This window comes from Dactylosporangium sucinum, assembly GCF_014647515.1.
GTDB lineage: Bacteria > Actinomycetota > Actinomycetes > Mycobacteriales > Micromonosporaceae > Dactylosporangium > Dactylosporangium sucinum.
The window spans coordinates 31,351-44,425 of record NZ_BMPI01000072.1; the positions used below are offsets into that span (position 1 = coordinate 31,351).

The following is a 13,075-nucleotide window of genomic DNA, read 5'->3' on the forward strand; positions in this document are numbered from 1 at the left end:
GTTTCTCTCCTCGGCGTCGGCGGGAGGCAGATGGGAAGAACGTAACTGACCGCTCGTACGGTCAGCAAGAGGGATGCCCTTTATAGTGGCCAAGTGACCGGACGACGCCCCCGCGCGAGCTCGCGCGACGCGATCTTGCAGGTGTTCGCCGAGCATGTCGCCGCACGTGGGTACGCCGACACCAGCCTGGGAGACGTCGCGGCCGAGCTGGGCCTGAGCAAGGGCACGATCGTCCACCACTTTCGCAGCAAGGAAGCGCTGCTGGGTGAGCTGCACGTGGCGTATTTCGGGCGCCGGTTCGCGGAGGCGGAGTTCATCCGCGCCGAGCTCGGCGATCCGGTCAGCCGGTTGGTCGCGATGATCTACGCGTTGCTCGCGGCGCACCGCGACGATCGCGCCGCGAGCCTCGCGTGCCTGCGTGAGCTGGTCCGGTACTTCGAGGGTGAGCTGAACAACTACGTCCGCACGCAGCGGGCCGCCTACACCGAGATCCTGGTCGGCATCCTGCGCGAGGGTGCCGAGCAGGGGGTTCTGCACACCACGGATCCGCGGATGTCCGCGCTGCAGATCTTCGGCATGTGCAACTACGCCTGGACCTGGTACCGGCCGGAGGGGCCGCAGTCGGTCGAGGAGATCGCCTCGCGGTTCGCCCGCGACATCCTCGGCGGCCTCACCCATCCATCGGTCGACGACCGCGGCCTGGAAGAGCGCATCGCGAAGGCCGTAGCGGTCGTGCGGCATGCGCCCGGCCGGATTCCCGCCGAGACGGAGGCCGCACGACCGCGGGGCCGGAGCGCCTAGCAGTCCGCACAGAACGCCTGGGGCCACGCCGCCGACACGGCCCTCAGCCCCGCGATCACCGTCCTCGTCGCGTACGCCTCGTGGCATCTCGTCGAACGACCGGCGGACCCGGCGCTGACGGCGTCAGTCGTGCTCGGGCGCGCCGGTCAGGTGATGGTCGGCCGCGTACAGGACCTCGGCCACCAGCCGGCGGACGTGACCGCCACGCGCCCGGTAGAGCACCCGGCGACCTTCCCGGCGGGCACTGACCAGCCCGGCCAGCAGGAGCTTGGCCAGGTGCTGGGAGACCGCCGGCCGGGCGGCCCCGACGGCGGCCGTCAGCGTCGTGACATCGTGCTCGCCCTCGCGGAGCAACCACAGCAGCCGCAGCCGGGTCGGGTCCGCGAGCATCCGCAGGGCGGTCACGGCGGCGTCGACCTGCGTCTCGGTCGGCGCGTCCCGGGCGCCGGCCGTCTCGGATGCGTCACGTGCATACATGAGCACATACGGTACCGCGGCCGGTGCGCATCGGCTCGACGAGCCCGCCCACCCGCCGCCGGTCGTCCCCGGCCGCACGACCGGCGGCCCAGCCGGCGGGCAGGATCGCCCGGCGGCCCGTCATCGATGGTGGGCGACCGCGGCGTGGGTCTCGGCGAGGTCGGGATCGGTGTGGATGGTCGCGGCGGCGAGCCTGGGCACGGCGTGCAGCAGGCGGTGCTCGGCCTCGACGGCCACGGCGTGCGCCTCCACGACCGTGAGCGTGCCGGCGACCACCAGGTCGGTCTCGGCGCGCAGGCGGTGGCCGATCCAGCGCATCCGCAGTGCGGCGACGCCGCGCACCCCGGGCGTGCCGGCGAGGGTCTGCTCCGCCGTGTCGACGAGCGCGGGATCGACGGAGTCCATGAGCCGGCGGTACACCTCGCGGGCGGCGTCCTTGAGGACGAACAGGATCGCGGCGGTGATGGCCAGGCCGACGACCGGGTCGGCCCACCGCCAGCCCAGCGCCACACCGCCCGCGCCGAGCAGCACGGCCAGGGACGTGAACCCGTCGGTGCGCGCGTGGAGGCCGTCGGCGACGAGCGCCGCGGAGCCGATCCGGCGGCCGACGACGATGCGGTACCGCGCGACGAGTTCGTTGCCGACGAAGCCGATCACGCCGGCCGCGGCGACCCAGGGCAGGTGGGTGACGGTGGCCGGGTGCAGCAGCCGGTCGATCGCCTCGTAGGCGGCGAAGGCGGCGGACCCGGCGATGGTGAGCACGATGACGATCCCGGCGAGGTCCTCGGCGCGGCCGTAGCCATAGGTGTACCGCCGGTTGGCTGCCCGGCGGCCGAGGACGAACGCCACGCCCAGCGGGACGGCGGTCAGTGCGTCGGCGACGTTGTGCAGCGTGTCACCGAGCAGCGCCACCGACCCCGACAGCAGCACGACGACGACCTGCAGGGCCGCCGTCGCGCCGAGCACGGCCAGCGAGATCCACAGCGCCCGCATGCCCTGCTTCGAGGACTCCATCGCCGAGTCGACCTTGTCGGCGGCGTCGTGCGAGTGCGGGGTCAGCAGGTGCCCGACGCGGTGCCGGATCGCCTGCCACCGGCTCGAAGGATGGGCGTGCCCGTGGTCGTGTCCCGCGCCGTGGTCGTGATGCTGCGCCATGTGCCGATGATATGTGCTCATGTACGCACGCGACAATCGTGCAACTGCCAGCGTGCGGCATCTGCAGGATCCGCGAGGCATCGCCGCCGGCGTCGCGACGCTGCTGTAGGCCGACGTCGTCCTGCCGGACGTGCACCTGCACCGGATGCAGGGTCCGGGCGGGCAGGAAGCATCGACGCGTCAGGGCACCGACCGTCGACGGGAGCCACCCGTGCGGCCACCCGCGGCGGTGCAAGGAGACGCCGCAGGGGGACGCTACGCTGGGAGCGCGATGACAAGCAGTGACGGGCACCCGCTCCCTTCGACGCTGGCCGAGCGGGGGTTCCGCCGGCTGCTCGGCGTGCGGATCACGAGCCAGTTCGGTGACGGGATGTTCCAGGCCGCGCTGGCCGGCAGCGTGTTGTTCAACCCGGAGCGGCAGACCACCGCCGTCGCCGTCGCGGTCGGCACCGCCGTGCTGCTGCTGCCGTACTCCCTGCTCGGCCCGTTCGCCGGGGTGCTGCTCGACGCCTGGTCCCGCCGCCGGGTGCTCGTCGCGGCGAACCTCGCCCGGATCGTGCTGGTGGGCGTGGCCGCGCTGCTGATTGCCGCCGCGTCGCAGGGCGTCCTGTTCATGATCGTCGTCCTGGTCGCGATCGGGCTGAACCGGCTCTTCCTGTCGGCGGTCTCGGCCGCCACGCCGCACGTGGTCGCCGGTGCGCGGCTGGTGACCGCCAACGCGGTGTCCGGCACCCTCGGTTCGCTGGCCTCGTCGGCCGGCATCGGCTGCGCCCTGCTGGCGCTGCAGACGGCCGTGTCGATCGGCTACCACGGGTACGCGGCCGTCGCCGCCCTCGCGCCCGTGGGCTACCTGGTCTCGGCAGCCCTGGCGGTGCGCCGGTTCGGCGCCGGTGACCTCGGCCCCGACGAGGTCCCCCGGCGGCGGCGACCGCCGTGGGTCAGGCTCGTCGGGGTCGTCCAGGACCTGGGTGGCGGCGTGCGCCACCTCGCCCGCCGCCAGGACGCGGCGCTCGCCCTGGCTGTCCAGACGGCGTTCCGGGTGCTGTTCGGCGTGCTGACGCTTGCCCTGCTGCTGTTGCACCGCAACTACTTCACCGGCGACGACGACATCGAGGGTTCCGTGGCCGCGCTCGCCGGCGTGTTCGTCGCCGGCGCCCTGGGCGTGATCGCCGGGGCGGTGCTGACGCCGCTGCTGACCCGCCGGATCGGCGGGCGGCGGTGGATCACCGCGGCGCTGGCCGCCTCCGCCGTCGTCCTCGCCGGCTTCGGTCTGCCGTTCCGGGCGGACCTGCTGCTCGTCGTGGTCTTCGTGCTCAACATCACCGCGCAGAGCATCAAGATCGTCACGGACACGTTCATCCAGCGGGAGTGCGACGACGGCTACCGCGGCCGGGTCTTCAGCGTGAGCGACACGACGTTCAACCTGGCGTACGTCCTGGGCATGTTCGTCGCCGCGTTCGCGCTGCCGGACACCGGCCGCTCGCCGGTCGTGCTGCTCGTCGTGGCGGTGGCCCTGCTCGCCACGGCCGCCGCCTACGGGGCGCGGCGGTGGCGTGCGCCGGGCACCTGGGACGCCGTGGCCGACGCGTCAGGAACCTGAACCCGCGCAGCTCGGGTGACTCCACCGTTCAGCCCGGCCCCCGGGGTGGCCGGCGTGCTGAGAGAACTCCGGTGGGTTCTCGCCGCGGACGGACGTTATGCACGGCCCGAGCCGCGCCGCGGCCCGGGCCGTGCTGTGTTCACGCCACCGGCATGTCCCTGCGGCGCAGGCCCGCGAGCCCGGCCGCGCCCAGCGCGACCGCGACCACGGTGAGCCACAGCATCGGCGTCACGGCGAACGCGGAGCCGGGCAGCTTCGGCACGTGCGCAAACGGGGCGATGTCGACGATCCGCTGGCTCAGCCCGAACAGGGCGCCGAGCTCGACGAGCAGGACGGACAGGATGAGCGCGGCCCAGGCCAGGGTGCTGAGCCGCGGCGCCAGGCCGATCAGTGCGACGCCGAACCCGGACAGGACCCAGGTGGCCGGCAGTTGCACCATCGCGGCGCCGAACACCCGCCCGACCTGCCCGCCGACGTCGTGGATCTGCGCGCCGTAGGCGAGACCGCCGGCGAGGCCCGACACGGCCAGCAGCAGCGCCGTGCCCAGCAGCGCGAACACGAGGTGGCTGGCCGCCCAGCGCAGCCGGCTGACCCGCGTGGCGAGCAGCGCCTCGACCCGTCCGCTGCTCTCCTCCTGACGCAGCCGCAGGGTCACCTGCACCGTGTAGGCGGCGGCGACCATGCCGATGATCCCGAAGATCGCGGCGAGGAACGCGTCGGTGAGGCCGTTGCGCCCGCCCATTCGGTCGAGGATGTCGGTCAGCTGCTGGTTCGGCGACTCCAGGTCGCCGATGCCGGCGGCAGCGCCGCCCAGGACGGCTCCGCTCAGCGCCAGCCCGATGGTCCAGCCGAGGAGCAGGCCGCGCTGCAGCCGCCAGGCCAGCGCGAGCGGGGTGCGCAGGCCCGGGGACGCCTCGGCGGGCCCGAGCCGCTCCGCCAGCAGGCCGGCGCCCACGTCGCGGCGGCCGGCGAGCACGTACCCCACCGCGATGAAGACGGCCGCGAACCCGACGAACAGCAGAGGTACCCACCACCGTTCCCCGGCGTACGGGCGCATGTGCAGCCCCCAGCCGGTCGGCGACAGCCAGCTCAGCCAGGTCGGCCCGCTGTCGCCGACGGCGCGCAGCAGGTAGGTGCCGCCGAGGACGGCGGCGGCGATGCCGCTCGCCGCCCGGGCGCTCTGGGTCAGCTGCGCGGCGGCCGCCGCGATCGCCGCGAACAGGATCCCGACCAGGCCGGTCGCGAGCCCCAGCGCCACCGAGCCGGCGACCGGCAGCCCGGTCGCCATCAGCCCGAGCGCAGCCAGCACGGCGATGGCCAGGTTGGCCAGTGCGGCGGTCAGCAGCGCGGCGGTGAGCGGCGCGTGGCGGCCGATCACCGTGGCGCGCAGGAGCTCGAGCCGGCCGGTCTCCTCCTCGGTCCGGGTGTGCCGCACGACCGTCAGCAGGCTCATCAGGGCGACCAGGATGAACTCGGTGACCCCGATCTTCCACGTGGTGAGACCGCCGATCGACACGCCGTTGAGCGGGCCGCTCAGCGCGACGAGCGACGGGTTGCTGAGCACGCCGCTCACCGCGTCCAGGTCCTGCTGGGTCGGGTAGAGCTTGAGGTAGTTGGCGGCGGTCCCCATCGGCATGACCGCGAGCCCGAGCACCCAGACGGTCAGCCGGACGCGGTCGAGTCGCAGCGCCAGCCGGGTCAGGGCGCGGGTGCCGGTCAGCGAGCTCACCGGGCCACCTCCGTTCGCGGCGTCGCGTCGGCGGTGCGCCGGTCGTAGTGGCGCAGGAACAGCTCTTCGAGGGTCGGCGGCTGGCTGGTCAGGCTCCGGATGCCGACCGCGGTGAGCTGCCGCAGCACCGCGTCGAGGGCAGTGGTGTCGACGTCGAAGCGCACGGTGCCGTTGTGGGTCTGCAGGTCGTGCACGCCGGGCAGGGTCGCCAGGCCGGTCGCCGGCCCGGCGAGGTCGACCTGGATGGAGGTGCGGGTCAGGTGGCGCATGCCGGCGAGCGTGCCGGTCTCGACCGCCCGGCCGTCGCGGATGATGGTGACCCGGTCGCAGAGCGCCTCGACCTCGGCGAGGATGTGGCTGGACAGCAGGACGGTCCGCCCGGCGCGGCGCTGCTCGTCGCGGACCACCTGGCGGAAGACCTCCTCCATCAGCGGGTCGAGGCCCGAGGTGGGCTCGTCGAACAACAGCAGCTCGACGTCGGACGCCAGGGCGGCGATGAGGGCGACCTTCTGCCGGTTGCCCTTCGAGTAGGTGCGGGCCTTCTTGCGCGGGTCGAGGTCGAAGCGCTCCAGCAGCTCGGCGCGGCGCTTGGTGTCGAGGCCGCCGCGGAGCCGGCCGAGCAGGTCGATGACCTCGCCGCCCGTCAGGTTGGGCCACAGCGTGACGTCGCCGGGCACGTAGGCGAGGCGGCGGTGCAGCTGCGCGGCGTCACGCCAGGGGTCCCCGCCGAGCAGCCTGACGGCCCCGGCGTCGGCGTGGAGGAGCCCGAGCAGGATTCGGATGGTGGTGGACTTCCCCGCGCCGTTGGGCCCGAGGAAGCCGTGCACCTCCCCGGTCTGCACGGCGAGATCGAGCCCATCGAGGGCGCGGGTACGTCCGAACGTCTTGACCAGCGCGTCTGTGCGGATCGCATCGGTCATGGTCTTCATGCTCCTTCGGCCGTGGGGTCGGCCCCTGCGGCGGTGGGCGGTCTGGATGCCCGCAGTGCGTCCATCGCCCGGCGGGCCTTGGTGACGAACTCGGGATCGAGCAAGGGGTGGGAATAGAAATCGGCCAGCGCTTCAGCCATGCGCAGGTGGCCCTCGGCGGTGAAGATGTCGACGCCCAGCGCGCGGGACACATGGTCGTGCATCGCGAGCATCCCGGACTGCATCCCGACCATCACCGCCGCGTAGGCCCGGTGGTCCTCGCTGACCTCCGGCGCGTTCTTGGCGATCCACTGCTCGGTCAGCGCCACCATGTCGTCGAACATCGCCGCGGCGCTGCGCGAGCCGTCGAGCAGCGCCCGGGTGACGTACTTGTAGTACAACATGATCGTCGGATGGATCGACGGCAGGACGGCCGGGTTGGCCAGCTTGCCCTCGAAGACCAGCTCCTGCTTGATCTCCATCATCCGATCGAGCACGTAGGCGTCGCACTCCTCCCGCAACGCCTCCTTCGACCCGAAGTGGTGGCGTAGCAGGCCGGGCGATACGCCGGCGTTCTGCGTGATGTCGCGCACCGTCGTGCCGTCCATGCCGCGCTCGGCGAAGAGGCGAACGGCGGCATCCCTGATCCGCGCCCGAGCCGTCAGGTCTTCGAACGATGGTTCGCCAACCGGGCGCGTCACGTGCCCACCTCCCTTATACAGACGTGTGGCAGACTGCCCGTCACAACAGCCGACTATACGCCGGTATAGTACGGACGCAATGCCCCGTGACGCTCCTCGCACGGCAATCCATACGCCTCGCGGAACTGCAGCCGTGATCGCTCTGTGTGACACGAGGTCTACACCGCGGCGACCGCGGACGCGGCCGAGGTTGCACTGCTCGATCTCGCCGAGCCCGAACTCGGCCGCAAACACAAAGCCGCGATTGCCGTCCGAAAGCGAGCTGGGAGCGGTTGGTGCCCCGCAGGCCGGGGAGTGGTCGTTCAGGTGCGGGTGCGGCGCGTGTTGCGGCAGACCGCACGATTCCAGGCCGGTGGTGTCCTGCACACCGCCGTACGTCCGCGTTCAACGTGACCGTAGGCGGTTGTGGAGCCGGCTTCGTTGCCCTTCTCGGCGTGGCCCGCGAACTCCCGGCGATCGCGAAGCCGAAGTTCCGGTCGACCCACGTCAAGGTGGTGTCACGTCGGTGACCGTCCGGCCGTCCGGGTGCGTCCAGTGCGCCGGTCCGTGCCGGGTGTCGCCGTCGTCGGAGAATCCGGCCGCGCTGAGCTCGGCGCACCAGGCGTCGCGCTCGGCGGCGAGGCCGGCATACCAGGCGCGGCCGACCGCGCCCTACGCCGCCTGGTCGCCGGCCTCGCCGCGGTCAGCCCCGGTATGCGAGCTGTGGACGCCGACGCACCGCCGTCCCGATGGGCCCGTCGAAGCACAAGACCGTCGATCACCCGGCGGTGGGCCGGATCACGCTGGACTGCGACACGCTGGTCGTGGCCGCGGACGACCTGCGTATCACCCTCTACACGGCCGAGCCCGGCACCGAGCACGCCGACCGGCTCGCGCTGTCCGTCGTCCTCGGCGCCCGGGCACTCATCGGCCTAGGGCCGGCCCGTCATTCGGTGACCGGTCACCGGTCCTGCAACCGGTGACCGGTCCACCCCGACCCTTCAGCAGGTGATCTGCGCGTGTGCGCTGACCATCTGGTGGCCCTGGTTGGACTCCAGGATGGTGCGCCACGTGCCGGTCACGCAGCCGCCGGCGGCCGAGACCCAGTTGTCGCCGGTGTGGTAGTTGACCCCCTCGTTCTGCCACCACCCCGGGCCGCGCAGGCGCTGCACGGTGATCGTCCACTTCGTGGTGCTGCCGCAGCCCCACTTCTCGCCCCAGCCGCGCACGAGGCTGCCGTCCTTGTTCGGCGCGTAGCTGGCGTAGGTGCACGCCGCGGCCCGGGCGGGCGCGGCGGCCGCAGGGTTGGCGCCGACCATGGCGCCGGTGCTGGCGAGGGCGACGGCGGCCCCGGCGGTGGCGAGCCGCCGCGCTAGCGATCCGTGTGGGGCGGTGGTCGGCGAAGTTGTGCGGATGGTCATCGTGGCTTCTCCTTCGCGCTGCGATCGCGGCGGTTACCGCGCCGCCACCTCAGCAGCGCGCCGCGGCGCCGGGAAGTCCGCCGGACCGGTTCGGACGCGCTCCGTACACCGCAGTTCGCGCTCCGTACGCGCCGCTGTACGGGGTTGTACGGACTCGGCCGCGGCCCTACTCAAACGCCCGGACCTCGGCTCTCCTTGGATCCGGCCACGCCGGAGGGGCCGGCCGGGGACGAGGGACGGACGATGCCGACTGCTGGAACGAGGCCGCGTTCGGCCGCGCGACGCTGCCAGATCGTCGCTTCGGGCGAACCGGATCGGGTCATTGTTTCCGATCTCTGCGTGTCGGTACGGTGACGCATCTGCTTCCCGCAGGCGGGCCGGGCACTGCGCCCAGACCCGGTGACCTTGGGCGGGTGATGAGAGCGGCCCCCGACAGTGTTGACTTACCGGCACCGGCCCTTACGCCGGACCTGGCAGCGGACCGCGCCCACCGCGGCCTGTCGCACCTGGAGTCCTACGAGCTCGCCCTCGACCCAGCCGATCTCAAAGCGGCGCTGGAGGATCTGACCTACGCCACCGAGCACGCCGGTGACCATCCGGACCGCGCGTTCTGGTCCTACTGCCGCGCGCTCGCGCACGCCTACCGCAGCGACGACGAGCCGGACGAGCTGCACCCGGCGATCGACTGGTGCGAGCGCGCCCTTGCCGACCCGGCCGGCGCCGACCCCGGCATGGTCGCGGTCTTCCTCGGCGAGCTCTACTGGTCCCGCTACGCGGCTCACCGCGGTGGGCCGGCTGCCGCCGAGCAGCTCGACGCGCTCCTCGGGGCGCTGACGGCGATCCAGCGCGACGACGCCGACGAGCTCGTGTCTGCCGCCCTGCGGATGATGCTCGGCGCCGGGTACGGCGAGCGGCACCTGCACTCGCAGCGGCGGGCTGACCTCGACGAGGCGATCGCGCTGCTCGAGCCGTCCGTCGACGAGCTGCCGCCCGGCGTCATCGACTTGGCCTCGGGCGTGCTGTCGCTGTGCTCGGCGTACCACACGCGCGGCCGCGAGGACGACGACCCGGGCGACACTGACCGGGCGATCGCGCTCGCCAAGCGGACCGTCGCCCGGCTGGACCCCGCGTGCGAGCCCAAGGTGGTCAACCTGCTGTGGATGCAGCACATGTACCTGTGCGAGCGCCTTGAGCGGGCCGACGACCACCGCGATCGTGACGAGGCGATCCGGTGCCTGCGCCACGCGGCCGAGCTGGCGGCGGCCCCCGATCCCGTCATCGCCATGCCCTTGGCGGAGCTGCTCGGCGACCGCGGCGTGCTCTACCAGGACGCCGACGACGTGGCGTCCTCGGCGGTCTGGGCCGGGGTGGCGGCCAACGCCGAGACCGACCCGGAGGACGTCTGGTACCCGCGCCTGTGGCAGGCCAATGCCTACCTCACCCGCTGGACGCAAGCCGAGGACCCGGACGACCTCGCCCGGGTGGTGGAGGCGCTGTCCGGGGCGGTCGCCGCGGGCCTGCCGGATGCCGAGCTGCGGCTCATGGCCTACCGCGACCGGCTCAAGGCGCAGTTCGAACTCGACAAGCGGCGGGTGCTGGCCGGTGAGGTCGCCGAGGCCGCGGCGACGGCCGACCGCGTGCCGATGGTCGCCGCGGCCGACCAGGCGCTCCGCGACGAGCCCGGCGGCGACCCGGAGACCCGGGCCGACCTTGCTGCCGTCCTGCTCACGCACCTGCTTATGCTGGCCGCCAACGACCTGGTCCGCCCGGACGTCGCGCGGCTGCGCGAGCTGCTGGCCCTCGCCCGCACCCACCCCGCCGACCCGCACCGCGCCCAGGTTCTGGCGATCTGCGACGGCAGCATCGGCATCTTCGAGGACGAACGCGGCAGCGACTTCGGCCTGACGTCGCTGTCCGAGGCCCTCGCGATGCCGGAGTTCGACGCCTCGACGACGCACGACCTGCACCAGATGATGTCGGTGGCGAAGCTCGTGCGGGGCACCCGCACCGGCGACATCCGCGACCTGGACAGCGCTGTGAGCGGCCTGTACCAGGCGCGCCGCGACGTCGCCAACAACACGGCGCTCGGGAGACAGCTGGAGGTGTTCCAGTCGCTTGCCTCGCTCAGCCGGGCCGGCCTCAGCGAGACCGCGGAGGCGGAGGCGGCCCTCGACCAGGCGGCCGCGGCGCTGCTGGCCGTCGGCGGCGGCAGCCCGCTGGAGCGGCTGATGGGGGCGGCGCTGAGCCTGCCGCGGATGCTCCGGGAGGGCGCCGGCCCCGCGGAGATCGCCGCATTCGTCGCCTCGCTGCCGTCGGGAACCGCCCTGTCGGGCGGGCTGTTCGGCTACCACCTCGCCCAGGGGGTCCGGGTGATGGCGGCGACGGCGTCCGTGACGGTGGCGTACAACCGCGGGACGCCGGCCGAGCGGGCCGCAGCCGGCCGGGAATTCGTCGAGGCCGTCGACGCGGCCAGCCCGAATCAGCCGATCCGTGGCCCGATGCTGACCATCGCGGTCGGCCAGGCGATCGAGCTCCTCGACCGACACCAGGACCCGCTCCTCGACACGGCCGCACAGCGCTGGGCCCAGGAGGCCACCACCGGCCGCGCGCACCCCAGCGACCCGGCGTGGGCGGCGGCCTGGTTCAACCTCGCCCGGCTGGACCGTCGCCGCGGCGGCGGGGACGACCTCGCCCGGGCTCGGGCCCGCGCGCTGACGGCGCTGCGCGGCCGGGCCTGGCAGGTCGTCCTGCAGTCGGACGCAGACTACGGCTTGCAGGCGGCCCGGCAGCGGGCCGGCGACGTCCGGCTCAGCGCGCAGTGGTGCCGCGCCGACGCCGAGGCGGCCGACCCCGCCGACCGCCCGGCGATCCTCGCCGAGCTGGTCCAGGTGCTCGACGCCGGCCGAGGTTTGGTCCTCGGCGTGACTGCGGCGGCCGGCACCGTTCACGCCGCCCTCGCCGACCGCGGCGAGCCGGCGCTGGCCGCGCAGTGGCTGGCCGGCGAACGCTTCGACTACCAGGACCCGCAGTTCGAGGTGTCCGACCTGCGGCACCGGGTGGTGGCCGCGCTGGCCCGTGGCGAGGACACCGCGGGCGCGGGGGAGCTGTTCGCGCCGGTGACCGCCGAGGAGATCCGAGCCGCGCTGGCGGCCGCCGGGCGGGACGCGCTCGTGTACCTCGTGGCGGGCGAGGGCGTCGAGCCCGGGTACGCGGTCGTCGTCGCCGTTGGTGGTGGCATCGAGCTGTTGCCGCTGCCCGGACTGCGGGCCGGGGACTCGCCGCTCGGCTGGTACCTGCACACGTACCACGGGGCCCAGGTCCTCACCGGCGGTGACACCGACGCCTGGCGGTGGTCGCTGAGCCAGCTGTCGGCGTGGGCCTGGCGGGCCGGCCTCGAGGCGGTCGTCGAGCATTGCCAGGGCCTCGCGCTGGGCCGCCCGCCGCGGCTGGTCCTGGTCCCGACCGGTTCGCTCGCCGTCGTGCCCTGGCATGCGGCCTGGCGGCTGGTCGACGGGGCCGAGCGCCGCTACGCCGTGCAGGACGTCGCCGTCTCCTACGCCGCCTCGGCGCGGACCTGGTGCGACGCCGTCGGGCGGGGGCCGGTCACGGCCGGGCCGGCGCTGATCATCGCCGACCCGACCGGCGACCTGCCGAGCGCCGTCGACGAGGCCGACGGCATCCGGCGGGCGTTCTACCCCCACGCCGGGTACCTCGGCGGGTCCGCCGGCGACGGGTCCGGCACGCCCGGCGAGGTGCTGGCGTGGCTGGCGGCGGCCGACGAGCCGCCGGCGGCGGTGCTGCACGCCGCCTGTCACGGCGTCGTCGAGCCCGATCGGCCCAGCGAGTCGCACCTGCGGCTGGCCGGTGGCGTCCTGCGGGCCGACGACCTCATCCGGCTCGCCGTCCGGCACCGGCGGATCGGCACGGTCGTGCTGGCCGCGTGCACCACGAACGTCGCCGGGGCCGAGTACGACGAGGCGCTCACCCTGTCCACCGCGTTCCAGGTCGCCGGGGCCACCTCGGTCGTCGGCTCGCTGTGGGCGGTCCCCAGTGCCAGCACGGGGCTGCTGATGTACATGCTGCACCACTTCTTGCGCGAGACGCCGGGCGAGCCGGGGGAGGCCCTGCGGCGGGCGCAGCTGTGGATGCTCGATCCGCGGCGGACGGTGCCGGCCGGGGCGGCGCCGCTCGCGCGCCAGGTCGACCTCGACCGGCTGGCCGAGCCGTACCGCTGGGCCGGCTTCGCCCATCTGGGCCGGTGACCGGTGATGCTCTCCGACCGAATCCAGTCCCGCCCGGGGGTG

The 13,075-nt window shown here is 73.6% G+C and carries 10 protein-coding genes; 4 read left to right on the top strand and 6 right to left on the bottom strand.

Going from position 1 to position 13,075, the window contains the following annotated elements:
- The first annotated feature begins 93 nt into the window (after positions 1 to 93).
- Positions 94 to 801 carry a TetR/AcrR family transcriptional regulator gene (locus IEZ31_RS45740; protein ID WP_229836865.1) on the top strand — a complete coding sequence of 236 codons (708 nt, stop codon included), beginning with the start codon at positions 94 to 96 and terminating at the stop codon, positions 799 to 801.
- Positions 802 to 924: 123 nt separating this feature from the next.
- Here IEZ31_RS45740 and IEZ31_RS45745 read toward each other — a convergent pair whose 3' ends face one another.
- Both IEZ31_RS45745 and IEZ31_RS45750 read right to left on the bottom strand, forming a co-directional pair.
- The gene (locus IEZ31_RS45745; RefSeq protein WP_190256436.1) at positions 925 to 1,278 is read right to left on the bottom strand and encodes an ArsR/SmtB family transcription factor; all 354 of its coding nucleotides are present in this window, start codon (positions 1,276 to 1,278) and stop codon (positions 925 to 927) included.
- Between the two features lie 120 nt (positions 1,279 to 1,398).
- The gene (locus tag IEZ31_RS45750; RefSeq protein WP_190256437.1) at positions 1,399 to 2,433 is read right to left on the bottom strand and encodes a cation diffusion facilitator family transporter; all 1,035 of its coding nucleotides are present in this window, start codon (positions 2,431 to 2,433) and stop codon (positions 1,399 to 1,401) included.
- Positions 2,434 to 2,704: 271 nt separating this feature from the next.
- On the opposite strand from IEZ31_RS45750, the gene IEZ31_RS45755 reads away from it, so the two are divergent.
- Positions 2,705 to 4,033 carry an MFS transporter gene (locus tag IEZ31_RS45755; RefSeq protein WP_190256438.1) on the top strand — a complete coding sequence of 443 codons (1,329 nt, stop codon included), beginning with the start codon at positions 2,705 to 2,707 and terminating at the stop codon, positions 4,031 to 4,033.
- A gap of 139 nt (positions 4,034 to 4,172) precedes the next feature.
- Here the strand turns inward: IEZ31_RS45755 and IEZ31_RS45760 are convergent, their stop codons facing one another.
- Genes IEZ31_RS45760 through IEZ31_RS57405 form a run of 3 tightly spaced genes read right to left on the bottom strand, consistent with a single transcriptional unit; the run spans position 4,173 to position 7,737 of the window.
- Positions 4,173 to 5,762, bottom strand: coding sequence for an ABC transporter permease (locus IEZ31_RS45760; RefSeq protein WP_190256439.1), 1,590 nt, complete (start codon positions 5,760 to 5,762; stop codon positions 4,173 to 4,175).
- On the bottom strand, positions 5,759 to 6,682 hold the full coding sequence (locus IEZ31_RS45765) for an ABC transporter ATP-binding protein (RefSeq protein ID WP_190256440.1): 924 nt from the start codon (positions 6,680 to 6,682) through the stop codon (positions 5,759 to 5,761). Before IEZ31_RS45765 ends, IEZ31_RS45760 begins: the two co-directional genes overlap by 4 nt.
- 5 nt (positions 6,683 to 6,687) lie before the next feature.
- Positions 6,688 to 7,737 (bottom strand): TetR/AcrR family transcriptional regulator, encoded by a 1,050-nt coding sequence (locus IEZ31_RS57405; RefSeq protein WP_229836867.1) that lies wholly within the window; start codon positions 7,735 to 7,737, stop codon positions 6,688 to 6,690.
- 362 nt (positions 7,738 to 8,099) lie between these two features.
- Between IEZ31_RS57405 and IEZ31_RS45775 the strand changes: the two genes are divergently transcribed.
- A complete protein-coding gene (locus IEZ31_RS45775) occupies positions 8,100 to 8,333 on the top strand; it encodes an MmyB family transcriptional regulator (RefSeq protein ID WP_190256441.1) in 234 nt (77 codons plus the stop codon).
- An 18-nt stretch (positions 8,334 to 8,351) separates the two neighbouring features.
- Here the strand turns inward: IEZ31_RS45775 and IEZ31_RS45780 are convergent, their stop codons facing one another.
- On the bottom strand, positions 8,352 to 8,771 hold the full coding sequence (locus IEZ31_RS45780; RefSeq protein ID WP_190256442.1) for a hypothetical protein: 420 nt from the start codon (positions 8,769 to 8,771) through the stop codon (positions 8,352 to 8,354).
- A gap of 416 nt (positions 8,772 to 9,187) precedes the next feature.
- On the opposite strand from IEZ31_RS45780, the gene IEZ31_RS58410 reads away from it, so the two are divergent.
- A complete protein-coding gene (locus IEZ31_RS58410; RefSeq protein WP_268241752.1) occupies positions 9,188 to 13,033 on the top strand; it encodes a CHAT domain-containing protein in 3,846 nt (1,281 codons plus the stop codon).
- Positions 13,034 to 13,075: the final 42 nt, after the last annotated feature.

Excerpts from the sequence above, each read along its gene's own strand:
- IEZ31_RS45765 (WP_190256440.1), bottom strand. The coding sequence starts at position 6,682 with ATGACCGATGCGATCCGCACAGACGCGCTGGTCAAGACGTTCGGACGT.
- IEZ31_RS45745 (WP_190256436.1), bottom strand. The coding sequence starts at position 1,278 with ATGTATGCACGTGACGCATCCGAGACGGCCGGCGCCCGGGACGCGCCG.
- IEZ31_RS45775 (WP_190256441.1), top strand. The coding sequence starts at position 8,100 with ATGGGCCCGTCGAAGCACAAGACCGTCGATCACCCGGCGGTGGGCCGG.
- IEZ31_RS45780 (WP_190256442.1), bottom strand. The coding sequence starts at position 8,771 with ATGACCATCCGCACAACTTCGCCGACCACCGCCCCACACGGATCGCTA.
- IEZ31_RS58410 (WP_268241752.1), top strand. The coding sequence starts at position 9,188 with ATGAGAGCGGCCCCCGACAGTGTTGACTTACCGGCACCGGCCCTTACG.
- IEZ31_RS45750 (WP_190256437.1), bottom strand. The coding sequence starts at position 2,433 with ATGGCGCAGCATCACGACCACGGCGCGGGACACGACCACGGGCACGCC.
- IEZ31_RS45755 (WP_190256438.1), top strand. The coding sequence starts at position 2,705 with ATGACAAGCAGTGACGGGCACCCGCTCCCTTCGACGCTGGCCGAGCGG.